The sequence below is a fragment of the Bacillus sp. 01N45 genome, assembly GCF_056399205.1.
This window is the reverse complement of record NZ_JBFTQW010000002.1, coordinates 675,102-700,123: the sequence shown is the minus strand read 5'-3', so window position 1 is coordinate 700,123 and position 25,022 is coordinate 675,102. Positions and strand designations below refer to the sequence as shown.

The window sequence follows — 25,022 nt, the reverse complement described above, 5'->3', positions numbered from 1 at the left end:
AAAAGCGCCTTAAAGCTATAGTTCTTAGCTTTTAAGGCGTTTTTTTATTAGTTGTTATTTTGCTTTAACGGTTGTATGACTAGAAGCAACACTTTCATTATGCAATCGATCAACTGCAGTTACTACATACGTGTAGGTTTCTCCAGAAATAGCTGTTTTATCTACATAAATCTCTCCAAGTTTTGTTTTTCTTACAGTAGTAAGTAAATGTTTTGGATTTTGTATATCCACTTCATTTTTTCCATTCACACGGTAAATGGCGTAATAAGCAGAGTCATTCTCTCTATTATCAATGATACCTACTGCAATACCTTCATCTCTTGGAATAGCACCTTTTAAAGTCGGTTGTTTTGGTGGATCATGATCAAGCCAAGGCATAGGCGGGATTAATGCAGGATGTTTATATATGTCGTTTGTGAGTCTATCTTTAATGCCTAGAGGATTGTTATTAATATCTTTTAAGCTGAAATGCATACTACCTTTTATCTCAGGGGATAACCGGTTTAATGTAATTTGTCTTGGATATTCTTCAGGATCAGACCAAGCGGGGACAGAATTATTATTAATTTTATAGGCTGCCTGACCGATGTATAGGTGAATCGGTTTATTATGTGTTTCTTTTACCCACCAATCTACTAATATGTCATATGCAGCTGGTGTGAAACCAATATTCCAATATATTTGCGGTGTAATGTAATCAATATAACCTTTTTGTATCCATTCACGTGTATCAGCATAAAGGTCATCATAGTTTCTTTGGCCTGCAGTTGTGTTAGAGCCAGTTGGATCGTCAGCTATATTTCGCCATACGCCGAACGGACTTATGCCAAACTTTACGTATGATTTTTCTTGTTTTATAGCAGTATTTAAATCTTTTACAAGTTCATTTACATTGTCACGTCGCCAATCCTCTATATTTGTAAATCTACCGTTATTATATGTTTCGTACGTTTTTTGATCGGGGAATTGTTCACCCGCTACTTTATATGGATAAAAATAATCATCCATATGTAGTGCATCAACATCGTAATTTTGTACAATTTCTAAAGCACCTTCTGTTATAAATTTTTTCACTTCTGGAATACCAGGGTTGTAATATAATTTCCCGCCATAAGGTACAACCCAATCCGGATGCTGTTTTGCAGGGTGATTATTCGTTAATCGATTTATATCAGTGTGATTCATCGTTATTCGATATGGATTAATCCATGCGTGGAATTCTATATTTCTTTTATGTGCTTCTTCAATCATAAATGCGAGTGGATCATATCCAGGGTCTTTTCCTTGTGTCCCCGTAATGTATTCAGACCAAGGACCGTAATTTGAAGGATAAAAAGCATCAGCAGTTGGTTTAATTTGTACAACAACTGCATTCATACCAGTGTTTTTTACATCGTCTAATAATCTAATAAATTCTTGCTTCTGATTTCCGATGGGTAAGCCAGTTTTTGAGGGCCAATCAATATTAAGAACAGATGCGATCCATACAGCACGTAATTCATGTTTTTTATACGTAGTATTTACTTCAGCATAAGTAGAGTGAGGAGAAATAAAAGAGAAAGGAATAAAAAAGATGACGATACAACATATCACTAATAAACGTTTCATGATTATTTATACGCCTCCCTATTATATGGTTAGCTAATATGATATCCGAGGTGAGGTTGTACTTACAATTGAGAAAAATAAATATTGAAACATTAATTTAATAGGAAAAATATTTTTACTGAAATTTACTTTCAATATAACTAAATTCTTTTACTTCTTCATATGCTTGTTAGTAAAGTGAAACTCCCTTTCATCCGAAGGGGATAATTTATAAGTATAGGAGGATTAATAAATGAAGGTTTTATTCGTTTGTTCTGGAGGGATGTCCAGTGCAATTGTTGTAAACGCTTTAAAAAAAGAGGCGGAGAAAAAAGGTGTAAACATGGAAGTCCATGCCATTGGAACAAGTGAGATAGAGGAAGAAGTAAAGAATGGCTGGGACGTTGTAATGGTTGCACCTCAAGTAAGACATAGATTTGACTCTGTTAAAAAATTCGCAGAAGAGGAATCTATCCCGTGCGGTATCATACCGCCACAAGCATACACGCCGCTTGGCGGACCGACTTTATTAAAAACTGTAAATGATTTAATTAGTTAGGGGGAAGCGTTATGAATAAATTTGTCACGTTTCTTGATAGAAACTTATCTGGACCGATGGCAAGGCTTTCTGAACAGAGGCATTTACAAGCAATCCGTGATGGAGTTATTTCAGCGTTACCATTTATTATTGTAGGAAGTTTCTTTTTAATCGTAGCATTTCCACCATTACCGAAAGATAGTTTCATATCTGTTTGGGCATTAAAAAATCAAACAAGTATATTAATACCATATCGTTTAACGATGTTTATTATGTCTTTATATATAGCATTTGGAATAGGATATAATTTAGCGAAAAGTTATAAGCTAGATGCTTTATCAGGAGCACAGCTTGCAGTATGTTCATTACTCTTAACATTAACGCCTGAATTAATTGATAAAAAAGGGTTTATGCTTCCGATGACAAATCTCGGGGGGCATGGATTATTCGTGACAATGATTGTTTCTATTTTATCAGTTGAGATATTAAGATTTTGTAAGACGAAAAATGTAATGATTAAAATGCCAGAACAAGTACCGCCGTCTGTTTCACGTTCGTTTGAAGCACTTATACCTGCTGCATTCGTTATTATTTTAATGAGTTTAGTAACTGTCGTTTTTAGTATTGATTTACATCATGTAGTTGATAAATTAGCGGCACCGTTAGTAAAAGCTGGTGATAGTTACTTCGGTGTAATCATTCCAGTATTTTTAATTACATTTTTTTGGTCATTCGGAATCCATGGTGTGTCGGTTGTTGGAACTGTTGCCCGGCCATTATGGGAAGTATATTTAGGGAAAAATGGTGAAGCAGTTGCTAGTGGCGCAAATCAGTTACCATTCATTTCACCAGAACCATTATACCAATGGTTTATATGGATTGGTGGTTCGGGCGCAACGCTAGGACTTGTATTAGCCATGATCGTATTTGGTAGATCGAAATATTCGAAAGCATTATCGAGAAGTTGTATTGTACCTGGTATTTTTAATATTAATGAACCTGTTATTTTTGGATTGCCAATCGTACTAAACCCAATATTAATTATCCCATTTATCATTACACCACTAGTAACAGCAACTATTGCATACTCAGCAACTGCGATGGGGTTTGTTACACCAACACATATAATGCCTCCATGGACATTACCAGCTCCAATTGGTGCATATTTAGCAACAGGTGGGGATTGGAGAGCGATTGTACTCGTATTTATAAACATAACAATATCATTCCTTATTTATTTACCATTCTTTAAAATGTACGACAAAAACATGCTTGAAATTGAGAAAAATGGTGATGGGGAATCTGTTAATCCGTAAGTTTTATATTTTATTTTTGAGTGATAGGCATTTTGTCTATCACTTCTTTCACATGAAGTCCAGAGAGGGTGAAATGGAATGAATATAAAATTTAGTTATAAAGGTGTATTTTTATTATTATTTGGAGTGATATGTGCAAATTTACTTTTTGTACCTTTATTAAGAATGCTAGATTTATCACAAATGCATAGTATATGGCTCGTTACAAGCATTGCGGCAAGTATTTTGCTTACAGTAGTTGTTTCTTTCATTGATGGATCGTTCGCATCGAAAGCTCAGTTGTTTTATAGATTTATATTATTTTCGATCGGTTGTACGTTTGTAACTTACATGATTGTTTTTTAGTAAATAGGAGGTCATGCATATTATGTATATTGCAGGGATAATGTCCGGTACTTCGTTAGACGGAATAGATGTAGCACTCGTTCATATAGAAGGAAGCGGTGTAGATTCTAAAGTTGAACTCATCCATTTTACTACAGTTCAATTTTATAATGATATGAAAAATGAGATCCAGCAGGCGTTATCAATAGAAAATTCAAATGTACAACTCATATGCAGTTTAAATTTCAAACTCGGTTTATGCTTCGCAGGTGTTGTAAAGGAAGTTTGTAAAGAGGTCAATTTTCCTTTGAAACAATTAGATTTAATAGGTTCTCATGGACAAACGATTTATCATCAGCCAAAGCAAGATGGTAATATGATTCCTTCCACATTGCAAATTGGAGAACCAGCAGTTATAGCATATGAAACGAATACGACGGTTATTTCTAATTTTCGAACGATGGATATCGCAGCAGGGGGACAAGGTGCACCACTTGTACCATATTCGGAAATCATTTTGTATCGTCATCAAACTAAAAATAGACTACTACAAAATATTGGCGGGATCGGTAATGTTACCGTAATACCAAGTCACCTAAGTGATAAAAGCGTTATAGCTTTTGATACTGGTCCAGGTAATATGGTAATGGATGAAGTATGTCAAAGGCTATTTCAGTTGTCATATGATCAAAATGGTAAGATTGCAAAACAGGGAGTAGTTGTAGATGAAATTTTGACATATTGTATGAATCATCCATTTTTAAAAATGAATCCACCGAAATCAACTGGTAGAGAACAGTTTGGAGAAGAATTTGTCAGTGAGTTGTTGAAGCAGTATGAAAAGCATAGTAAAGAAAATATATTGACGACTGTCACGATGTTTACAGCAAGTTCAATCGTTCATCAGTATAAGGAGTTTATTCTGCCGTATTATGAAATCGATGAGGTGATTTTAGGCGGTGGTGGCAGTTATAATCGTACACTTGTTGAAATGATACGGTATGGATTGAAGGATGAAAAATGCGCCATATTCATTCAAGAAGATATAGGCTATTCTTCAGAGGCGAAAGAAGCAATCGCCTTTGCCATTTTAGCAAACGAAACGTATCATCGTAATCCGAGTAATGTGCCAAGTGCAACAGGTGCAAAGCAATCTGTTGTTTTAGGGAATATAACATTCCCTCCAATTTGAAGAGAATGAGGCGAACATATGAAATATATGATTGGAGTAGACGGCGGGGGAACAAAGACAGAAGCAATTGCATTTAATCAAGACGGAAGTGAACTTGAAAGGGCTACGAGTGGTTTTGGAAATATATTAATAGATTTTGAAGAAGCACTTTTTCATATAATGGAAGCGATTGATCAATGCCAGAGAGGGTTATTAAATGGGAATTGCGTTTGTATTTGTTTAGGATTAGCGGGTGTAAGTGGAGCAAATACGAATGAATTAACATTACGTCTAAAAAAGAAGTACGGAACACAAATTGAAGTTTTTAATGACGCAATGATTGCTCATGCAGCTGCTTTAAAAGGAAAGGATGGAATTTTAACAATTGGCGGTACAGGGGCGATTTGTTTAGGAAAGAAAGGAGAAGTGTACGAGTATAGCGGTGGATGGGGACATATTTTAGGAGATGAAGGAAGCGGATATTGGATTGCGTTACAAGGTTTAAAGAGAATGGCAAATCAATTTGATCAAGGAGTTCCACTTTGCCCATTAAGCTTAAGAATTCAAGAAGAGTTTCAACTTTTGACATCGTCTCATATAAAAAGACTAGTATATAGTTTTTCAAAAGATAAAGTTGCAGCAATCACACCATTCATTATTGAGGAAGCGAGAAATGGGAATGATGATGCACATGAAATTATGGTGCAAGCGGCTACGGAATTAACGAGAATTACGGTGAATATTTACAATAAGATGCAGTTTGATTTATCAACTTCAATTGCAGTAAGTGGCAGTATATTACGTTTCGTTCCTGAAATATATGCTGAATTTAAGAAATGCTGCGAGAAAAGTATGGGAGAAGTTATATTTGTATCACCATCAGAACTAGCAGTGAAAGGAACCTATTACTTAATGAAGAATTTATATTTTAATAAATAGCGGTATGAGAATTTTTGTATGATTTGTAAAAATATGATGTTAAAATGTATAAAGGGATGTAAAGTAAGAAAAGTACAATATACATAGTCATTGAATATTGTATAAGTACTCCCATGTAGAAAGTGAATGATTACATGATTAATAGTATACAATTTTTGTATTTGGTGGCTTCTTATTTATTGGGAAACATATTGACCGCTTATATAGTGACGAAATGGAAACATAATGTTGATATTCGGCAGGAAGGAAGCGGCAATCCTGGCGCAAGAAATATGGGGCGCGTATATGGAAAAGGTTATTTCGTCGCTACATTTTTAGGTGATGCGATCAAAGGGGCAATCGTAGTTTCTATTGCAAAATACCTTTTTGAAGATTCTACATTTGTAATGTTAGCTTTACTGGCTGTTTTACTTGGACATATTTACCCGATTGTATTTAAAGGCAAGGGTGGAAAAGGGATTTCAACATTTATTGGAGGATTAATTGCATTTGATTATTTGATAGCGCTTACCCTTGTTGCTGTTTTCATTATATTTTATTTAATCTTTAAAGGATTTACTAAGCCAGGACTAATTACAATCGCTTGTTTACCAGTGTGCATGATTTTGTATTCTTACTCTATTGTTACGACTATTTTAAGTGCACTTATCATTGTACTTATTTTATATGTAAATCGAGAATGAAATGAACTTTTTATAAGTGGAGTTAATCTCCACTTATAATTTTTATTAAATACATAAAGGAGAGAAGGCATGGGGTTAATTTATAAAGTTGCTGATCAAGCTTTGGAATTTGAAAGTATACATAAGTTGAATTATAAAACATTTGTAGAAGAAATTCCGCAACATGAAGAAACGAAAGAGCGTGTTCGTATAGATCGTTTCCATGAAGAAAATACATATTTAATTTGTTTAGATGACGATAAGTTAGTAGGTATGGTTACTTTGCGAGGAAAACGACCATTCTCGTTAGACAATAAAATTCCAAATCTAGATTATTATTTGCAAGAACATGGAGAAAACGTATATGAAATTCGTTTACTTTCAGTAGAACGTGAATATAGAAATGGAAGAGCGTTGTTAGGTTTAATTCGCTTTTTACATCGTTAATTGCTTCTAAATGGATATGAATTGGCACTCATTTCTGCTACAACACGTGAACTACCTTTATATGAGCAAATGGGATTCAAATCTTTCCATACGTTAGTTGGTACAGAAGAAGCAGCCTTCCAACCAATGTATGTTACCCCTGCTATGTTTGAAGCATCGAGTGTTGGGGGAATTATGACGAAAGAATATACGTTTTTACCTGGTCCAGTAGATATTGAAGAAAATGTTCGAAAGGCATTTTCTACTAAGCCTATTTCGCATCGTTCTAAGTTATTTCAAGTGACGATGGACAATGTGAAAAAACGGTTACTTCACATGACAAAAGCAAAGCATGTACAACTTATGTTAGGAACAGGGACGTTAGCAAATGATGCCATTGCTTTACAGTTACGTTCTTTAAAAGGGAAAGGACTAGTATTAACAAATGGGGAATTTGGTAATAGATTAGTTGGACATGCATCACGCGCGCAATTACATTTTGATATGTATAAAAAAGAAATGGGAGAACCGTTTATTTATACCGAATTAGAAAAAATAATGGGAACTGGAAATTATGAATGGCTTTGGTTTGTTCACCATGAAACATCAACTGGAATGTTAAATGATTTAGACAAGCTAAATGTTTTAAGTAAAAAGTATAATGTGAAGCTATGTGTAGATTGTATCAGTTCGATTGGAGCAATACCGATAGACTTGAAGGATGTATATTTTGCAAGCGGTGTTAGCGGAAAGGCAATTAAATCGTTTACTGGATTATCTTTCGTTTTTTATAATCATAATGTGAAAGTAAACGAGACATTACCGGCCTATATGGACGTTGGTATGTACGAAGAAAATGAAAGTATTCCATATTCTCATTCATGGAATTTAATTTATGCACTGCAAGAAGCATTAAAGAGATTTGAAGATGCAAAAGCATTTGAAAAAATAAACGAGACGTATGCATATATTGAACAAGCTATTACTAATATGGGTTTAAATCTTGTTTCACCTAAAGAACATGCCGCGCCAATTATAGTTACCATTCAATTAAATGAAAATCAGTCTTCTAAGGTGATTGGCGATGCGTTAGCGTTACAAGGATACATTGTTCATTATGAGTCATCTTATTTACAAAAGAATAATTGGATCCAAATTGCATGCCTGAATCATTACAAAGAACGTGATATGAAGAGGATGTTGAATTGTTTACAACTGTGTGTATTACAGAGTGAGGTACATATATAAAGACTTTTTCTTAATATAGTTGGTTTCGTATAAAGGAGTTGCTACATACGAAAACTTAGGAATAGATCATTGGAAGAGGTGTTAGTATGATAACTAAAAAACTACCGTTACATATAGATGATATTAAAAAAGCTCAAAACATTTTAGACAGAAATGCTCGTAAAACGCCTTTAGTAAAATCATTTTATTTGACTAGTAAAACAGGTGGAGAAATTCACTTGAAATTAGAAAATATGCAATTAACGGGTTCTTTTAAATTTCGAGGTGCATTTAATAAAATGTCACAGCTAACAGATCAGGAAAAAGAGAGAGGAGTAATTGCTTGTTCCGCTGGTAATCATGCACAAGGAATTGCTTTATCAGCTCATTTACTTGGTATTAAGAGTAAAATTGTGATGCCAATTTCTGCACCTCAGGCGAAAGTTGAAGCAACTAGAGGCTATGGATCAGAAGTGATTTTATATGGTGAAACTTTTGATGATGCGAAGGCAAAATGTGAGGAGATTATTAAGAAAACAGGTGAAACATACTTACATCCATATGACGATATAGAAGTAATGGCTGGTCAAGGTACAATTGGTTTGGACATTCTTGATGATATGTGGGATGTTGATACTGTCATTGTACCAATTGGCGGAGGTGGAATTATTTCTGGAATTGCTGTTGCATTAAAATCTTTTAATCCATCCATTAATATAATTGGTGTCCAAGCAGATAATGTTCATGGGATGAAAGCATCTTATGACAAAGGTACGATTGTAGAACATTATGAGGCACCTACTATAGCAGATGGTTGCGCAGTTAAAATACCAGGCGATTTAACTTTTGAAGTAGTAAAAGAATTAGTAGATGATATTGTAACTGTATCAGAAGGTGAATTAGAAGTAGCGATGAAAGACTTATTACAACGTGGTAAAGCTGTTGTAGAAGGGGCTGGCGCATTAGCTACTGCTGCTCTACTTGCAGGGAAAGTGGATCCATATATTAAAGGGAAAAAGGTAGTCGCGGTTATATCTGGTGGAAACGTAGACTTGCAGCGCATTTCCAGTGTTTGTGAGCAATTTTTTGTAGCTAATGAAGTGAAATAATCTTTAAAAAACATAAATTTTATGAAAGAAGAGCTAAGAAAACTAGTCTTAGCTCTTACTTTTTGTCTAATGTGTAGTACAAGTTTTAATACACATGCCTTATTTTCCGTAAAGTGAATTATTTTATTTAAGCGTCTATTTTCATTGATAACTCAAATAATTATATCAATATTGTCGAAACGGAAACATAAATTTAATATAATGGTCTTAACGTATGAATGAGCGGTTAGGAGGATAGACCATGAATAAGGAAGAACAGGTCATGAACGGTTTCAGGGAATTATATAATAAGATGGTTTGGCTTAATAAGGATAAGATGGAAGAAGGTCTTAAAGGTTTTAAGTCTTCTGAAGTACATTGCATTGAATATATTGAAAACAATGCAGATTCTAACGTGACACAACTTGCAGAGGCTTTTTATGTGACTCGCGGTGCAATAAGTAGAATGACTAAGAAGCTCATAAAAAAAGGCCTTATCGAAAGTTACCAGAAATCAGAGAATAAAAAAGAAATCTATTTTAGGCTTACTGAACAAGGGAAAGAAATATATAAAATTCACGAAGAGTTGCACAAGGAGTTTCAAGAGCGGGATAAAGCTGTATTTGAGCAAGTAACCGAGTCAGAATTCGACAGTATAATTAGCTTCGTGGAAAAGTATAGTAGGCATTTGGATGCAGAAATAAAGAAACAAGGTATACATATTAAGTCGTAATAAAGTTGAAGCATTCGGGCATTAACGGGTAGTTAATCCCGAAAACGAACTTAATTGCTCGTTAATCCGGGATACATTCAAATAATAAAAAGGTAGCCTGCTCACAGTAAGGCTACCTTTTTATTATTGTATTTTTGTTGACTAATCAACAAAACGGAGTTATTATTTTGTTGACAAAGCAACAAAATATTTTAAGAGGAGAAGTTAAATGTCTATATTTAGATCACAAAATGAAAGTGAAACTGAAAAAAATATTGATAAACATGCTTTAATATTCGGCCTTATTTCTGTATTTCTTTGTGGAATAGGTTTCAGTATCATACTGCCTGTTGTTCCATTCTTAGTGCAGCCTTATATAAGTAGTACAGAAGAACAAGCTCTAGTTGTTACCCTACTGACCTCTGTTTATGCGGTTTGCGTATTTTTCGCTGCTCCTGCACTCGGAGCTTTAAGCGATAAATATGGCCGTCGTCCATTACTTTTAATATGCCTTTTCGGTTCTGCAATTGGGTACTTAGTTTTTGGTGTAGGAGGTGCTTTATGGGTACTATTTGCTGGACGCATAATTGAAGGTATAACAGGCGGGAGTATAAGTACAATTTTTGCATATTTTGCAGATATCATTCCTCCAGAACAGAGAACGAAGTATTTTGGGTGGGTGAGTGCAGTGGTAGGTGCAGGAACCATTATCGGACCAACTCTTGGGGGATTGCTTGCAAAGTTTGGTCATTCTGTACCTTTATATTTCGGAGCGTTCATAACTTTATTAAATGTCTTATATGGGATGAAATATATGCCTGAGAGTCTTGACAAAAATAATAGGTTAAAAGAAATTACTTTTGTAAGGTTAAATCCTTTTGCTCAGCTGGCAAACATACTTTCCATGAAAAACTTAAAATGGTTACTTGTCTCAGCGTTTTTACTTTGGATACCTAACGGATCTTTACAAGCAATTTTTACACAATTTACGATGGATACTTTTAGCTGGAAACCTGCACTAATCGGACTTATGTTTTCAATTATGGGATTTCAAGATATCATTTCACAAGCTTTTATAATGCCAAAGCTATTAATCAAGCTTACTGATAAACAAATAGCTATACTTGGAATGGTTTCGGAAATTATTGGCTATAGTTTTATTGCAGCATCTGCTTTATTTTCCCTATTTCCTCTTCTAATCGTTGGGATGTTACTGTTTGGTTTTGGTGACTCAATTTTCGGGCCTTCATTCACTGGGATGCTTTCAAAGTCTGTCGATTCTAGTGAACAAGGAAGGATTCAAGGCGGTAGCCAATCTATTCAAGCTTTGGCAAGAATGATTGGTCCAATTATTGGAGGGCAAATCTATGTATTACTTGGTCATGCTGCACCTGCTTTTATGGGGATGATTCTTATAGTAGTGGCAATAGCAGTTTTGTATAGGGGGACGCATGTAACTGTATAAACTACATGCACTAATATGGTCTTTCTTTATATAAGGATGTCTCTAGGGGAATCTTTCCTGAATGAATTGAATAACAGATAAATATAAGAACAAATAATAGGGTGTCAGAACTTAGGAACAAGTACTGGCCCCTATTTGTTTACGGCTTGAGAGCTACGAGAAATTAAGAATTTATTCTGTAATGCTCTCATGATGAAGGTTAAATAGAACTATCAATAATTAAAGTTAGCTTTTTTGAAAGTAAAAAGCTAGGTAAATGACTAGATAGTTTCATTATGCTCGTGCTGAAGTAAATAATGACTCCATTTTTACTTTGCTCTTCTCTCGAATTTCAGCGTCCGCATGGCGCATTACAAATTTATGCGCTATAGCAATTGCCAAAACATCATCTAATAAACCAATCCCAATAATAGCAGCTATATCTGGAATGAAGTCGATTGTTAATACGTAATAGGATAAAGCGGCTAATATTATGAATTTTGCTTTAGTAGGTAACCCTTTTTTTCTCATTGTGTAGTATAAAATAATGCTTTCATATACGCTTGATTTCCCAAGGTTTGCTGAGCTTTTTTTGAATTTTTTCCAAAGTGTCTGTTTCTCCATATAAACACTCCTTTTACAAAAACATAGACTTTTTAAAAGGATAGACAAAAAAGTGAAGAAGTAATCAATTTTATTATTTATCTTATTGTATATTTCCATAAAAATAAGGAATTACCTGTTCAAAATAATAGAATGTTTGTTATGTAACGACTCATAGTGTTTCGTTACATAAGTATGTACAGTAAAATGTATGTGGATGATTTATTAGCAAACATCTAATAAAGGGTATGGGGGAAAAAAGGTGAAGATAATAGAACTACCAATTGAATTTGAATTTAATGGGGCAAAACAATGTATATATCCGAGCTTACTTATATTAAACAAGGGATTAACTTTAGTAGATACAGGTTATATAAACTTTTTACCTTTAATTGAAGATGCAATTGTAAAACATGGGTATGAGATGAAAAACTTAAAAAATATAATTATTACTCATTATGATAACGATCATATAGGATCTTTATATGATTTCAAAGTGAAATATCCTCACATTAATATTATTGCTAGTGAAATAGAATCTAACTACATTAGTGGTGAAATAAAATCGGAGAGACTAGTTCAAGCTGAAGAAATGTTAGAACATATGCCAATTGAAGAGAAAGAATTTGGTAAATGGTTTATACAGCAATTAAAAAATATAAGACATATTTGCGTCGATGAAAAAGTAAGTGATGGTCAAATGATTTTAAATGATGAATGTCAAATAGTAGCGACGCCAGGACATACTTCGGGGCATATTTCATTATATTTTCCGGACTTAGAGTGTGTAATCACAGGGGATGCGGCAGTTCAAGATAATTGTGAATTAGTAATAGCTAATCCGAATTTTTGTTTAAATATAGAAAAAGCGGAAGAATCTTTAAAGAGAATAAAAAACCTTAAAGCAGCAACGTATTATTGTTATCATGGAGGAAAGCTTACTGTATAAAATAATAAAAAACCGATCTTTCCTATATCGAAAAGATCGGTTTTTTTAATTCATAGATTCTGCAATTTGAATTAAATCCTTTACGTTATATTTTCCTTTTATATAGCGTTTGTTACCAATTGCAATTGTATATTGAAAACCATTCTGCTGAAAGATAAGCTCATATGCTGAATCAAAATGAGGATTATATAATGCTTTTATATTATTTTTTAAGCTGTAGAACTTAGCTCCCCTAAGTGAATAGAAGTATAATTTGTTTTGAACTGGTGAAACAGTGATTTTAAAAATCCCATTAATATCTTCATTGTAGTATTGGAGGTTTAAGTAATCGTTATAGATGTACCCTTGAAATTCGTGAATTTCGAACGGGAATTTTGTAGGAGTAAGTATATGTTCCTTACACTTGATTTCATATTCTTTTACAATAGTAGCTTCTTTCATAAGAGGATTCGTTCCATCATAAATTTGATTAATTTGAGATATTTTATTGTTTTTTGTTACAATTTCTAAAATGTAACCGAGAGTAAATCCATCATCAGTGTCTTTGAAATAAGAAATAAGAATTGTAGTATCTTCTTTTGGAGACGGTACTATTTTAATTTCATGAATATGTTTATTTGTTTGGAAAGTAGGTAGTTCAATCCCTTCTGTTACATATGACCGCATTAATTTTTTATCATTTTTGAGTAAAGCTTGTTTGAATTCACTTATTACATCTGTTTGAGATTTCGCCATTATAATTTTGGTGGATTGAAAATATAGTAAGAAAAATAAGCAAAAAATTTTTATGAATGTAGTAGTTAATTTTATTATCATATAACTATCTTTCCATAAATTTGAAATGTATATGTATAGGAGGAGAGAATATGAGTTTATTGCTTGATTTAATAACGGATATAATTTTATTTTACCCTCGAAATGACATGAAATTAAAGCATCATATTGCTAAATTAAGTGAATTTGAGTGGTTTCGAAATCTACATGAAGATCCGAAGTATACAAGATTAATTTGGAGTAATAGAAAAATTAAAAAGTTCATTTTGTCTACTACTAACATGGAAGCATTAATAAAATCAGAGAAAAAACAAAAAGAATTTGTCCAACTAGTACACGATGAATATAAAAAAAGAAGATAAGAATTTTTTTATTTTTCATATTTGGCGAAACAAATGGTACAATGAAAGCTAATGTGAAAAATAAGGAAAAGAAGTGGTCTATTTGAAAAACTTTTTAGAATTAGGAATTAGTGAAACTTTTAATCATACATTACGTGAAAATGGAATTACAGAAGCAACACCAATTCAAGAGCAGGCAATTCCAGTTATTATGTCAGGTAAAGATATTATTGGGCAGGCGAAAACAGGAACAGGTAAAACGTTAGCATTCGTGTTACCGATTTTAGAAAAAATCGATCCAGAGTCTAGTGATGTTCAAGCTTTAATTGTTGCACCAACAAGGGAACTAGCACTGCAAATTACAACTGAAATTAAAAAAATGCTTGTTCAAAGAGAAGATATTAATGTACTAGCGATTTATGGCGGGCAAGATGTAGCACAACAATTGAGAAAATTAAAAGGCAATACACATATTGTTGTTGCGACACCAGGACGATTATTAGATCATATACGTCGTGAAACAATTGATTTAAGTAATCTTTCAACAATTGTACTAGATGAAGCGGATCAAATGCTTTATTTCGGTTTCTTATACGATATTGAAGATATTTTAGATGAGACACCTGATAGTAAACAAACGATGTTATTCTCAGCAACGATGCCAAAAGATATTAAAAAATTGGCGAAACGTTATATGGATGAGCCGCAAATGATTCAAGTACAAAGTGAAGAAGTAACGGTAAATACAATTGAGCAGCGTGTCATTGAGACGACAGATCGTGCAAAGCCAGATGCACTTCGTTTTGTTATGGATCGTGATCAGCCATTTTTAGCTGTTATTTTCTGTCGTACAAAGGTTAGAGCAAGTAAGCTTTATGATAATTTAAAAGGACTAGGTTATAATTGTGCTGAACTTCATGGTGATATACCTCAAGCGAAACGTGAAAGAGTCATGAAGAGTTTCCGCGAAGCTAAAATTCAGTACTTAATTGCGACTGATGTAGCAGCTCGTGGACTTGATGTAGATGGTGTAACGCACGTATTTAACTTTGATATTCCTGAAGATGTGGAAAGTTATATTCACCGCATTGGCCGAACAGGACGTGCAGGTGGATCAGGTCTTGCAATTACGTTCGTTGCAGCGAAAGATGAAAAACATTTAGAAGAAATTGAAAAAACGCTTGGTGCACCAATACAAAGAGAAATAATCGAACAACCAAAGATAAAACGTGTAGATGAAAATGGAAAACCGGTACCAAAGCCGGCTCCGAAGAAATCAGGTCAAAATCGTCAAAGAGATAGCCGTGAAGGTTCAAGACGTGATTCGAGAAATAGCTCAAGAAGTGATTCAAGAAATAGTTCGAGAAATGAAAATAATCGATCATTTAATAAGCCAAGTAATAAAAAAGGTAGTACAAAACAAGGTCAGCAAAGACTTGGCCGTTAAATGGTTATAATTGTAAAAGAGTCGCAAAATATTGCGGCTCTTTTTTTGTTTGTATACAACAAGGATGATGGCAAGAAAAAAACAAAAATTTCATTCACCGTATTTAAAAGTGATAAAGGAAATTTTATAGTCCAAGACCAGTAGAGCAAGGGGATTACTACCATGTGGCAATTCAAGAACAAGTGCAACTTACATATGAACAATATTTAATCGAAAAAAATCGAGAGAAAGCAATTCGTACTAGCTCCCCTGATGATGATACGGATTATGAAAAAATCAATTGGTATAACGATATGAAAACATCTTTTGCAAACAAAGAATTGGACGATGGGGTGAAAGAAATTCGTAACACATCCAAATGGTACGGGAATGTTATGCTGCAGCAAAAAGAGAACGGAACTTATTATGTCTACTATTTAGGTAGAACACTTTTGTTGAAAGAAAAGGTATTGAAGCGAGCGAATATTTTTATTATACATTCCGCAATTATTGAAATGGAACAAGAGAAGTTTATGAAGGATTTAACTCATATTGGTAGATGGAAAAAATAAGGGCGGGCGAAGATTGAGCTTTCTTATTTACAAATTTTAAATTAACAACCATTTTCGAACATTGGCCGAACGAGAAAATTATTGTTGCTGAAATGGAAAGTAAAGCAAGTTATCTGTATTGGCAGCAAGTTCAGAACAAAAATGTATAACAATGTTGATAGCGGAATTTATGAAGTTTGTAAAGTGCGAGAATGAAGATGTTTTTGACATCAAGCGTATGTACAGAGCAGGGTTTCAAGAAAATGTAAAATTATCGTAACCTCCATTTCGCCTACACGGGTATGCGAGCAAATGTAGCTGACATGTGGGGTACGATCATCGGGAACTGGAAAACTCATTTGTTCGTTTTGTTCGATGGAGAAATTACTTATTACGATGATAAGGGTAATGTGGTTCGAAGCTACCAGAAGGGGAATTATGCGGTATAAGAAAAAAGGACTAGCAGTCGTATCTGCTGTCCTTTAATAGGAGAAAAATTATTCTGGATTAGAACTACGAATAACCAGAAAACGCGCTTTAAATCAGTGTTGTCAAAGATGTAATAATCTATGCAACAAAAAGCTTAGTCGGAATTCAAAACACCAAAATGGCTTGCATTGGTAACAGGCTCAAAACTAGTATATGTAAAATGAAAAATCTTATACAAAAAGCAGACAACAATTTTGGTTGTCTGCCAATGTGTTCAATGAGTTAGCTAATTGTGATAATTTGCATCCCCATTATGAGAAGAGTGAAGCTGCTAGTTCAAACAGCTTGTTGGTATTATTATCGATTTCATAAAAAATATACAGAGAAAGCAGATAAGTGAAGAACCTACCTGCTTCTGCTGTAACAAAAGAAAGAAGTATTAGCCGTGGACACGGCGGCTTGAAAATAGTATGTATTTTTATTTCAAAAATATTCAAGGGGTGAAGAAACATGGGATGTTTAATAAAAGGGGTTTGTGAAATTAATCAGCTAATTAGTAAAACAAAAGAGAAAAACAATGAGCAAATATAACAATAAAAGGATAAATGTTCAAAAGAGCGATGAGTATAAAGTAAAACAAAATAGTTATATTAAAGCTTGATTTTCATGAAAAATAAAGCACGCATATAAGTGTGCTCTTATGAACGCTTTAGATTAGTATGACTAGATAGTCACCATACAATAAAATATGCTTGTTTGATATAAATGTGTGTTAAATCTATAACATATATTTTGGGGTGTATAAGGAATATTAAATGTTAATTTGCCAAGCATATTGTTTTTATTAACGAATTTGTGCAACTGTTAAAGTGGCAGAACGAATATCTACTGTACCAATTACTTCAACCGGTACAATTTGAATTAAATCACCAGGGTTTTAGTTTATTAGAATGACACCGCTGGATACATCTACTTGACCAGTGCCAATGATATTAGAACGGACTGCGGTTCCAGATCCTGCAATAATATTAGTTGATGAGTTTAGTGTCAAGAAAAAGCGCGCTGCTTCCGGGGCTACTGGAACGTTATCGAGGCTGATTGTTAATGTATAACTGATTTGATAAATACCAGCTACTTGAATTCTAATTCCAGTTCCAGTACTAATTGTATCATTTATTACAGGGACAGTAATATTAGGGTTTGGGCCCGTACTAGGTAATAGTAATGGCGTGAATAGTGTTGCAAATTGAGGTGAAGTAGCATTGAAAGCAAAACCGAGAGCTGGTAGCGTACTAGGGGCTTGTGCTCCACAATTAAAGTTTGTGTGCTTACGACAAGATGAACGCATATTTTCACTCCTTTCTTTCATTTAGATTGCGTGAGTAATAACCTCACGTTTTGGACAAGCACAATACAATATATGAAAATTTATAATGAATAGTGCAGACGTGTACTGTTATGAATAAAACTAACTGTCTGTTGTACAAAAGGAAACACTATGCTTACAGAAATAGTTTGTAACCTAAAGTTGAAAAATAGTATGAACAGGGTTAAAAATGTTATTCAGAAATGAAAGGAAAAAAATAAAAAAGAGCACGCATATAAGCATGCTCTTTGGCAAGAAAGGTAGATTTTTATGAGTGGATTCCTCCATACAATAATATATACTTGTCCGGTTAATAGTTGAGAAAGGGAGAATGAATATGGAACAAATTGAAGCGTATAACAAAATAAAAATTTCATTTTGTAAAAAAGGGGAATGGATATTTGTACTTATTGGGAAAACGCAGTTAAAGAATTCTTAAAGAAGTAAGAGCAGGAACGAAATAAAAGAGCAGCTAGCAAAAGCTAACTGCTCAATACAAGGAGATACAGAGAAGACCACTTTAAATGAATGTTGGCATACAGCCTACATTCAATATGGACCAAATATTTATTTTAAATCCAATTTATCATCCCAACAGATAAAATGGCTGCGCCTGCTGCAGAACCTAGCCAGTCTCTCCAGCCTAATGTATTTAAAGATGCATCTGTTAAATCCATAATTAAGAAGATAGCAAACATTAATACACCAAATGCTAAGCATCCCCAAAATATTTGCAAATATTTAATCATCTTCTTTCGGAACTTGCTCATATAAATCACCCTTATTAATAATTTATATTTTTACAAATAAATTATCGCATGTGCAAAAATTAAACGTACAAAATATGCAATATTACATATTGGAACTCAAAAAAATAATCCATTCATAAGTACATAGATCGAACAGGGGGAACCGTATCGTATGAACCAATTTTCATTTTTTGAAATCATCGATGTAAAGGAGATGCGCTGACTTGTGGTGAAGGAGCTGAAAAACTACAAAGTATTGTGCGTCTGGATGAAGAATCGAGAAAATAGGATCAAGCGGAGGGCATCGTTCTTTTCCTAAAATGAAAGGTGACGATAAGAAACATGAGATACGTTTTAAACAAATTGAGCGGACGTTAAAAAATAAAAATTTATAAAGGAAATAGAAAGTAGGATGTTGTATATACAATAATAGGAAACTTTTTACTAATTAAACATATAATTAAAATAGACCGACAGTCGGTCTGGTGGGAAGGAGAACGTGAATGCGAATAATTAAGGAGTATGAGGAGCGTAGAAAAGAAATTTTAGAAACGGCTGAACGATTATTTGTTACGAAAGGTTATACGAAAACAACAGTAAATGACATTTTAAAAGAGATAGGGATAGCAAAGGGGACGTTTTATCATTATTTTAAGTCGAAAGAAGAAGTGATGGATGAAATCATTATGAGGATCATTAAAGATGATGTTGCTCAAGCGAAAGCAATCGTCTCTAATCCAAATATCCCAGTTTTAGAAAAGTTATTTCGAGTTTTAATGGCGCAATCACCAAAATCAGGAGATGTTAAAGATAAAATGATTGAACAATTTCATCAGCCAAATAATGCGGAAATGCATCAAAAAAGTATAGTGCAATCCATTATTCATTTATCTCCTGTTTTAGCAGAGATTTTAGAACAAGGAATCGATGAAGGCATATTTTCTACACCATACCCACAAGAAACGATTGAATTATTACTCTCTTCAGCACAAGTCATATTTGATGAAGGTTTATTCCAGTGGAAGCCGGAAGAAATGATTAGAAGAGCTAAAGCGTATATTAAAATGATGGAAGTATCTGTTGGAGCGAAAGAAGGATCTTTTGATTATATGGTTGAGGTTTTAATGAAACAGAAATAATGTTTTTCTGTTTGTTTATTATAGACCGACAGTCGGTCTAAATTAAAGGAAGGGTGTGATTATGATGTCTATTAGTATAAAACCTTCGATGAAAGATTTTTATTTAATGGTGAGTGGGCAAATTATTACTATTTTAGGTTCAACACTTTTACGTTTTGCTCTGTCGTTATATGTGCTAGATATAACAGGGCGTGCTGATATATTCGCAGGATTATATGCGGTTACGAGTATTCCGTTTTTGTTAGCTCCTGTTGGCGGAGCGATAGCAGATCGTTTCAATCGTCGTAATTTAATGGTTATTTTTGATTTTATAAACGCTGTGATTGTATTAAGCTTTATAGTTTTATTATTTACTGGATCTGTATCTATTATATTGATTGGAACTATTATGTTTTTACTTGCAGTCATTAGTGCAATGTACTCACCAGTTGTAATGGCGAGTATTCCTCAATTAGTTCCAGAGAAAAAGTTAGAACAAGCGAACGGTATCGTAAATGGTGTGCAAGCATTATCTAATATAGTAGCTCCTGTATTAGGAGGAATGTTGTACGGCATAATTGGTTTGAAAATACTTGTAATAATAAGTTGCCTTGCTTTCTTTTTATCTGCGATTTTAGAAATGTTTATTACAATACCTTTTATAAAAAGAGCAAAAGAAAACCATATTATACCGACAATTGTAAAGGATATGAAAGATGGCTTCGTATTCGTTTTAAAACAACCATTTATTTTGAAATCTATGCTTTTAGCTGCATTACTAAATTTAATACTAACACCGCTATTTGTAGTTGGTGCTCCAATTATTATACGAGTAACGATGGAAAGTAGCGACACGTTATACGGAATTGGAATGGGATTGATCGATTTTGCTACTATTTTAGGTGCATTATCAATAGGTTTTTTTGCGAAAAAGCTACAGATGAAAACATTGTATTATTGGATGCTGTTAATAGCTTTATTAGTAATACCGATGGCACTATCAGTTACGCCAGTTATTCTTAATTTAGGATACTATCCACCATTTATCCTCTTTATACTCTCTTCTATTCTAATTGCAATGATCATGACAATTGTATCTATTTATGTAATTACTGTAGTCCAAAAGAAAACACCGAATGAAAACCTAGGGAAAGTAATGGCAATTATAACAGCGGTATCTCAATGTATGGCACCAATTGGGCAAGTCATTTATGGTTTTATGTTTGAAGAATTCAATATGAAAATTTATTTACCTATATTAGCTATTAGTTTCATAATGATAATAATAGCGATAGTGACGAAGAAAATATTATGGAATGAGGGGAACTAGCTTAATATGATTAGGAGAATGTTAAAAAGAGATTTCTCTCAAAATAAAATGATGATTACCATCTTATTTATGTTTATCATGTTATCAAGCCTTTTAATGGCAAGTGCTTCAAGTAACGTTATAAATCTATTGAACTCGATGGATCAATTGTTTAAAGTATCAAACGCACCGCACTTCGTACAAATGCATGCCGGAGAAATAAATCAAAAGTCAATCGATTCATTTGTAGCGAAAACTCCTTTTGTAAAAAAACAGCAAACGGCTGAGATGGTTCAAATAGGCGGGTCTAACATTTTTATAAAGAAGAAAAATCAAGCGGAACATAATAGTGTAATGGACATTAGCTTCGTTAAACAAAATAGTAATTTTGACTTTTTATTAGATTTAAATAATGAAGTGATCGATGTTAGGAAAGGGGAAATAGGTGTACCAATTTATTATATGCAAAAATATAATTTGCGAATTGGAGATAAAATATGGGTTGTTAAAAATAATAATGAACTAGCATTGGCTATTTCGGCATTTGTTCGTGATGTTCAAATGAACCCATCACTTGTTAGTTCAAAACGATTTGTAATAAGCGATGAAGACTTCGAAAGAATAAAGGGGAATTTTGGAGAAAGTGAATATCTTATTGAATTCCAGCTAACAGATGTAAATAAAATAAAAGAATTTGAAAATCTATACCAGTCATCGAATTTACCTCAAAAAGGTCCCTCTATTACGTATTCACTCTTTAAAACACTCAATTCATTAACAGATGGAATAATAGCTGCAGTACTTATCATAATAAGTGCATTATTAATGTTAATCGCAATTTTATGTATAAGATTTACGATTATGACTTCTATGGAAGAAGATTATCGGGAAATTGGTGTTATGAAAGCTATCGGCATTACAAGCAAAGAGATCCAAAAATTATATGTAACAAAATATGTTGTTATTGCTGCTAGCGGGTGTATATGTGGATATATTCTTTCGTTATTTGTTACAAAAATATTTACCTCTAATATCTCACTTTATATGGGAACAGCAAATACAAGTGTTTTACATTTTATTGTACCATTAATAGTCACAACTCTGTTATTTCTAGCCGTTATCCTTTTCTGTCGTATTATTTTGCGGAATTTCAGGAGAATTACAGCAATAGATGCTTTACGATCAAGAGGTAATCTAGGAAAGGGAAAGGTGAAAAGTTCTTTTTCTCTCTCTCAAACTAAAATTACAAATGTAAATATATTTATTGGTATACAAGATGTCGTAAAACGCTTTAAGTTATATCGCGTATTAAGTATCGTTTTAATCATAGCCGTGTTCATGATTGTTGTACCTGTTAACTTTTTGTATACGATTCAGTCACCGAAGTTTGTAAATTACATGGGAACAGGAAAAAGTGATATTCGAATAGATTTACAGCAATCTGAAAATATAGAGAAACGATTTAAGGACGTAATTTCATATATACGAAATGATGAAGACGTAGAAAAATATGCAGCATTTGTAACGAGTACATTTAAAATGGTGAACGCTGAAGGTACACATGAAAACTTAAATGTAGAAGTAGGAGACTTCACTCAATTTCCATTAGATTACGTTCAAGGAATAGCACCAAAAAATGAAAAAGAGATTGCTCTATCTTATATGAATGCAAATGAATTAAAAAAGAATGTAGGGGATGAAATCGTTTTATTTGTAGAAGGAAAAGAAAAAGCACTAACTATTAGTGGGATATATCAAGATGTAACGAATGGTGGGAAAACAGCTAAAGCGAGCTTCTCTTATAATAGCGAAAATATATTATGGTATGTAGTAAACGTAGATATGAAGCCTACTGTGAATTTACAAGAAAAAGTGAAGAAGTATAAACATAATTTTAGTTCTGCAAAAATAACAGATACAGATGATTATTTAACGCAAACTTTAGGAGAGACAATTAAACAATTAAGACTCGTGACGCAAGTGGCAATTTTGATTGCTATATTGATATCAGTTTTAATTACTGCGATGTTTTTTAAAATGTTATTGGCAAAAGACTCTTCACAAATATTAATTATGAAAAGTATTGGTTTTTCTAACAAAGATATTCGTATACAGTATATAACTCGTTCTATTGTCATTGTATTAATAGGCATTGTAACAGGGACATTACTAGCTGCTACGTTTGGTGAAATGTTAGTAAGTTGGTTAGGCTCATTTATGGGAGCAGCTCATATAAAGTTTGTCGTGAATCCTATCGTTTCTTATGTAATATGTCCAGCTATATTATTTATATCTGTGGCCGCAACAACACTTTTCAGTAGTTTTACTATGAAACAAACAAACGATGTAAAGCCAAATGGAGAGTAGGGGTGTGTAACTTGAACAAAATTTTAGAAGTTAAACAATTAAACAAAAAATATTCAATAGATGGAAATACAGTTTATCAAGTACTAAAAAATATAGATTTAGATATTTATGAGGGAGAGTTTGTATCGGTCATGGGGCCTTCTGGTTCTGGGAAATCGACGTTACTATATAATATTAGTGGAATGGATCAAATGTCATCAGGAAGTGTGAAAGTTGATAGTAAAGAAATATCATGTATGAAAGAAGAAGCGTTAGCCAAATTGCGCCTTACTGAAATAGGATTTATTTTTCAGCAGAGCAACCTTCTTAGAAACTTGAATCTATTTGATAATATCATCTTGTCAGCATATTTAGCGAAATGTGAGAGTAAGAAAATAGTAAATCAACGTGCTCTGGAGCTAATGGGGAAAATGGGGATTAGTGATATAGCATCTCATTATATAACCGAAGCATCTGGAGGGCAATTACAAAGAGTTTCTATTTGTAGAGCGCTCATCAATAATCCAAATGTTATTTTTGCTGATGAGCCAACTGGTGCTCTAAATTTAAAATCAACAGAAGAGGTAATGCAAATATTATTAAATATTAACCGTGATGGAACGACCATTATGTTAGTGACTCATGATGTAAAAGTAGCAGCGAAAACAGAAAGAGTTCTTTTTATGGTGGATGGAGAAATTGTTAGCGAAATTCAGTTAGGTAAGCTTAGGAATAATGAGTTGAAAGTGCGAGAAGAGAAGCTGTTAAAATGGTTAGCTGTACTTGGATTTTAAAGAAAAAAACTCCTATTAAATGTAGGAGTTTTTTTCTTTGTCTGAAAGCTTAAAAAGATATATAATAATTTTCTGATTATTTAAAAATGGAGGAGTACAAATGAAAAATGAAACGTTGCACACGCAAGAAGATATTATTAAAATGCTTGATTCATTATTAAGACCAGCAGAACCATTTTGGAATGAATTTTATGAGAATAGGGAAAAGGATGTTCCGTTTTTTGCAAATGTTCCAGATGAAAATCTAGTTTCATATATAGAAACAGGATGGATTTCCAGAGGGAAAGTGCTGGAACTTGGATGCGGTCCAGGAAGAAATGCAATTTATTTAGCGAATGAAGGATTTGAAGTAACAGCAGTGGATTTATCGATAGAGGGTATTAATTGGGCGAAAGAGAGAGCGTTAGCAAAAGGAATAGAAATCGATTTTATTTGTGATTCGATTTTTAATTTAGATTGTCAAAATGATTTTGATTTTGTGTACGATTCAGGCTGTTTACATCATATTCCACCACATAGAAGGCTACATTATGTGGATTTAATTAAAAAATCATTGAAACCGGGTGGTTATTTTGGATTAACATGTTTTGCAGCAGGCGATTTAGATGAGCGAAATGGATCAGAAATAACGGATTGGGACGTATATAGAGGGTGGAGTTTACAAGGTGGACTTGCATATTCTGAAGAAAAATTAAGAGAGATATTTAAAGAATTTGAAGTGATTGAAATTAGAAAGATGAAGCAAATTGACCAACCAAATACTATGTTTGGAGAATCATTTCTTTGGACAGCATTATTTAAGAAGAAATAAACAGGGATTTAATTGACAAACT

The 25,022-nt window shown here is 33.3% G+C and carries 22 protein-coding genes and 2 pseudogenes; 19 read left to right on the top strand and 5 right to left on the bottom strand.

Annotation, left to right across the window (positions count from 1 at the left end; translation table 11 throughout):
• Positions 1-54: 54 nt before the first annotated feature.
• Complete coding sequence (locus AC1DMU_RS07660; protein WP_088063359.1) at positions 55-1,614, bottom strand: glycoside hydrolase family 10-like protein; 1,560 nt, start codon at positions 1,612-1,614, stop codon at positions 55-57.
• A 226-nt stretch (positions 1,615-1,840) separates the two neighbouring features.
• Here AC1DMU_RS07660 and AC1DMU_RS07655 point away from each other — a divergent pair, with 226 nt between their 5' ends.
• The 10 genes and pseudogenes from AC1DMU_RS07655 (at position 1,841) to AC1DMU_RS07610 (ending at position 11,455) form a co-directional block, all read left to right on the top strand.
• Positions 1,841-2,146 (top strand): PTS sugar transporter subunit IIB, encoded by a 306-nt coding sequence (locus tag AC1DMU_RS07655; protein WP_000865895.1) that lies wholly within the window; start codon positions 1,841-1,843, stop codon positions 2,144-2,146.
• 11 nt (positions 2,147-2,157) lie between these two features.
• Positions 2,158-3,441, top strand: coding sequence for a PTS sugar transporter subunit IIC (locus AC1DMU_RS07650; protein WP_048546835.1), 1,284 nt, complete (start codon positions 2,158-2,160; stop codon positions 3,439-3,441).
• 78 nt (positions 3,442-3,519) lie between these two features.
• Positions 3,520-3,786: a hypothetical protein gene (locus AC1DMU_RS07645; protein WP_060488784.1), complete on the top strand. Its 267-nt coding sequence runs from the start codon at positions 3,520-3,522 to the stop codon at positions 3,784-3,786.
• A gap of 22 nt (positions 3,787-3,808) precedes the next feature.
• Positions 3,809-4,957 carry an anhydro-N-acetylmuramic acid kinase AnmK gene (gene anmK, locus AC1DMU_RS07640; protein ID WP_088063360.1) on the top strand — a complete coding sequence of 383 codons (1,149 nt, stop codon included), beginning with the start codon at positions 3,809-3,811 and terminating at the stop codon, positions 4,955-4,957.
• 18 nt (positions 4,958-4,975) lie between these two features.
• Entirely contained in the window at positions 4,976-5,875 is a 900-nt protein-coding gene (locus tag AC1DMU_RS07635) for a BadF/BadG/BcrA/BcrD ATPase family protein (protein WP_060488788.1), read from the top strand.
• Between the two features lie 134 nt (positions 5,876-6,009).
• Positions 6,010-6,558, top strand: coding sequence for a glycerol-3-phosphate 1-O-acyltransferase PlsY (plsY, locus tag AC1DMU_RS07630; RefSeq protein ID WP_088063361.1), 549 nt, complete (start codon positions 6,010-6,012; stop codon positions 6,556-6,558).
• Positions 6,559-6,627: 69 nt separating this feature from the next.
• Positions 6,628-8,211, top strand: a pseudogene (locus tag AC1DMU_RS07625) (aminotransferase class V-fold PLP-dependent enzyme).
• Positions 8,212-8,297: 86 nt separating this feature from the next.
• On the top strand, positions 8,298-9,299 hold the full coding sequence (gene tdcB / locus AC1DMU_RS07620) for a bifunctional threonine ammonia-lyase/L-serine ammonia-lyase TdcB (protein ID WP_088063363.1): 1,002 nt from the start codon (positions 8,298-8,300) through the stop codon (positions 9,297-9,299).
• Between the two features lie 241 nt (positions 9,300-9,540).
• Entirely contained in the window at positions 9,541-10,011 is a 471-nt protein-coding gene (locus tag AC1DMU_RS07615; RefSeq protein ID WP_088063364.1) for a MarR family transcriptional regulator, read from the top strand.
• A 208-nt stretch (positions 10,012-10,219) separates the two neighbouring features.
• Positions 10,220-11,455 carry an MFS transporter gene (locus AC1DMU_RS07610; protein WP_088063365.1) on the top strand — a complete coding sequence of 412 codons (1,236 nt, stop codon included), beginning with the start codon at positions 10,220-10,222 and terminating at the stop codon, positions 11,453-11,455.
• 273 nt (positions 11,456-11,728) lie between these two features.
• Here the strand turns inward: AC1DMU_RS07610 and AC1DMU_RS07605 are convergent, their stop codons facing one another.
• Positions 11,729-12,058, bottom strand: a complete 330-nt coding sequence (locus AC1DMU_RS07605; protein ID WP_088063366.1) for a YkvA family protein — start codon at positions 12,056-12,058, stop codon at positions 11,729-11,731.
• A gap of 241 nt (positions 12,059-12,299) precedes the next feature.
• On the opposite strand from AC1DMU_RS07605, the gene AC1DMU_RS07600 reads away from it, so the two are divergent.
• Positions 12,300-12,986, top strand: a complete 687-nt coding sequence (locus tag AC1DMU_RS07600) for an MBL fold metallo-hydrolase (protein WP_088063367.1) — start codon at positions 12,300-12,302, stop codon at positions 12,984-12,986.
• A gap of 45 nt (positions 12,987-13,031) precedes the next feature.
• Here AC1DMU_RS07600 and AC1DMU_RS07595 read toward each other — a convergent pair whose 3' ends face one another.
• The gene (locus AC1DMU_RS07595) at positions 13,032-13,802 is read right to left on the bottom strand and encodes a hypothetical protein (protein ID WP_088063368.1); all 771 of its coding nucleotides are present in this window, start codon (positions 13,800-13,802) and stop codon (positions 13,032-13,034) included.
• A gap of 50 nt (positions 13,803-13,852) precedes the next feature.
• Here AC1DMU_RS07595 and AC1DMU_RS07590 point away from each other — a divergent pair, with 50 nt between their 5' ends.
• The 3 genes from AC1DMU_RS07590 (at position 13,853) to AC1DMU_RS07580 (ending at position 16,099) form a co-directional block, all read left to right on the top strand.
• Positions 13,853-14,122, top strand: a complete 270-nt coding sequence (locus tag AC1DMU_RS07590) for a hypothetical protein (RefSeq protein WP_088063369.1) — start codon at positions 13,853-13,855, stop codon at positions 14,120-14,122.
• Between the two features lie 73 nt (positions 14,123-14,195).
• Positions 14,196-15,548: a DEAD/DEAH box helicase gene (locus tag AC1DMU_RS07585; RefSeq protein WP_088063370.1), complete on the top strand. Its 1,353-nt coding sequence runs from the start codon at positions 14,196-14,198 to the stop codon at positions 15,546-15,548.
• 164 nt (positions 15,549-15,712) lie between these two features.
• Positions 15,713-16,099 (top strand): hypothetical protein, encoded by a 387-nt coding sequence (locus tag AC1DMU_RS07580; RefSeq protein ID WP_176551468.1) that lies wholly within the window; start codon positions 15,713-15,715, stop codon positions 16,097-16,099.
• 1,252 nt (positions 16,100-17,351) lie between these two features.
• Here the strand turns inward: AC1DMU_RS07580 and exsF are convergent.
• A pseudogene (exsF, locus tag AC1DMU_RS07575) lies at positions 17,352-17,855 on the bottom strand (exosporium protein ExsF).
• Between the two features lie 590 nt (positions 17,856-18,445).
• Positions 18,446-18,643, bottom strand: coding sequence for a hypothetical protein (locus AC1DMU_RS07570; protein WP_088063371.1), 198 nt, complete (start codon positions 18,641-18,643; stop codon positions 18,446-18,448).
• Positions 18,644-19,125: 482 nt separating this feature from the next.
• Here AC1DMU_RS07570 and AC1DMU_RS07565 point away from each other — a divergent pair, with 482 nt between their 5' ends.
• From AC1DMU_RS07565 to AC1DMU_RS07545, 5 genes are all read left to right on the top strand, one after another.
• Positions 19,126-19,761, top strand: a complete 636-nt coding sequence (locus tag AC1DMU_RS07565) for a TetR/AcrR family transcriptional regulator (protein WP_088063372.1) — start codon at positions 19,126-19,128, stop codon at positions 19,759-19,761.
• A gap of 61 nt (positions 19,762-19,822) precedes the next feature.
• A complete protein-coding gene (locus tag AC1DMU_RS07560) occupies positions 19,823-21,070 on the top strand; it encodes an MFS transporter (protein WP_088063373.1) in 1,248 nt (415 codons plus the stop codon).
• A gap of 6 nt (positions 21,071-21,076) precedes the next feature.
• Positions 21,077-23,416, top strand: coding sequence for an ABC transporter permease (locus tag AC1DMU_RS07555; protein ID WP_088063374.1), 2,340 nt, complete (start codon positions 21,077-21,079; stop codon positions 23,414-23,416).
• Positions 23,417-23,427: 11 nt separating this feature from the next.
• The gene (locus AC1DMU_RS07550; protein WP_476941488.1) at positions 23,428-24,189 is read left to right on the top strand and encodes an ABC transporter ATP-binding protein; all 762 of its coding nucleotides are present in this window, start codon (positions 23,428-23,430) and stop codon (positions 24,187-24,189) included.
• Between the two features lie 100 nt (positions 24,190-24,289).
• On the top strand, positions 24,290-25,000 hold the full coding sequence (locus AC1DMU_RS07545; RefSeq protein ID WP_088063376.1) for a class I SAM-dependent methyltransferase: 711 nt from the start codon (positions 24,290-24,292) through the stop codon (positions 24,998-25,000).
• The last annotated feature ends 22 nt before the right edge of the window (positions 25,001-25,022 follow it).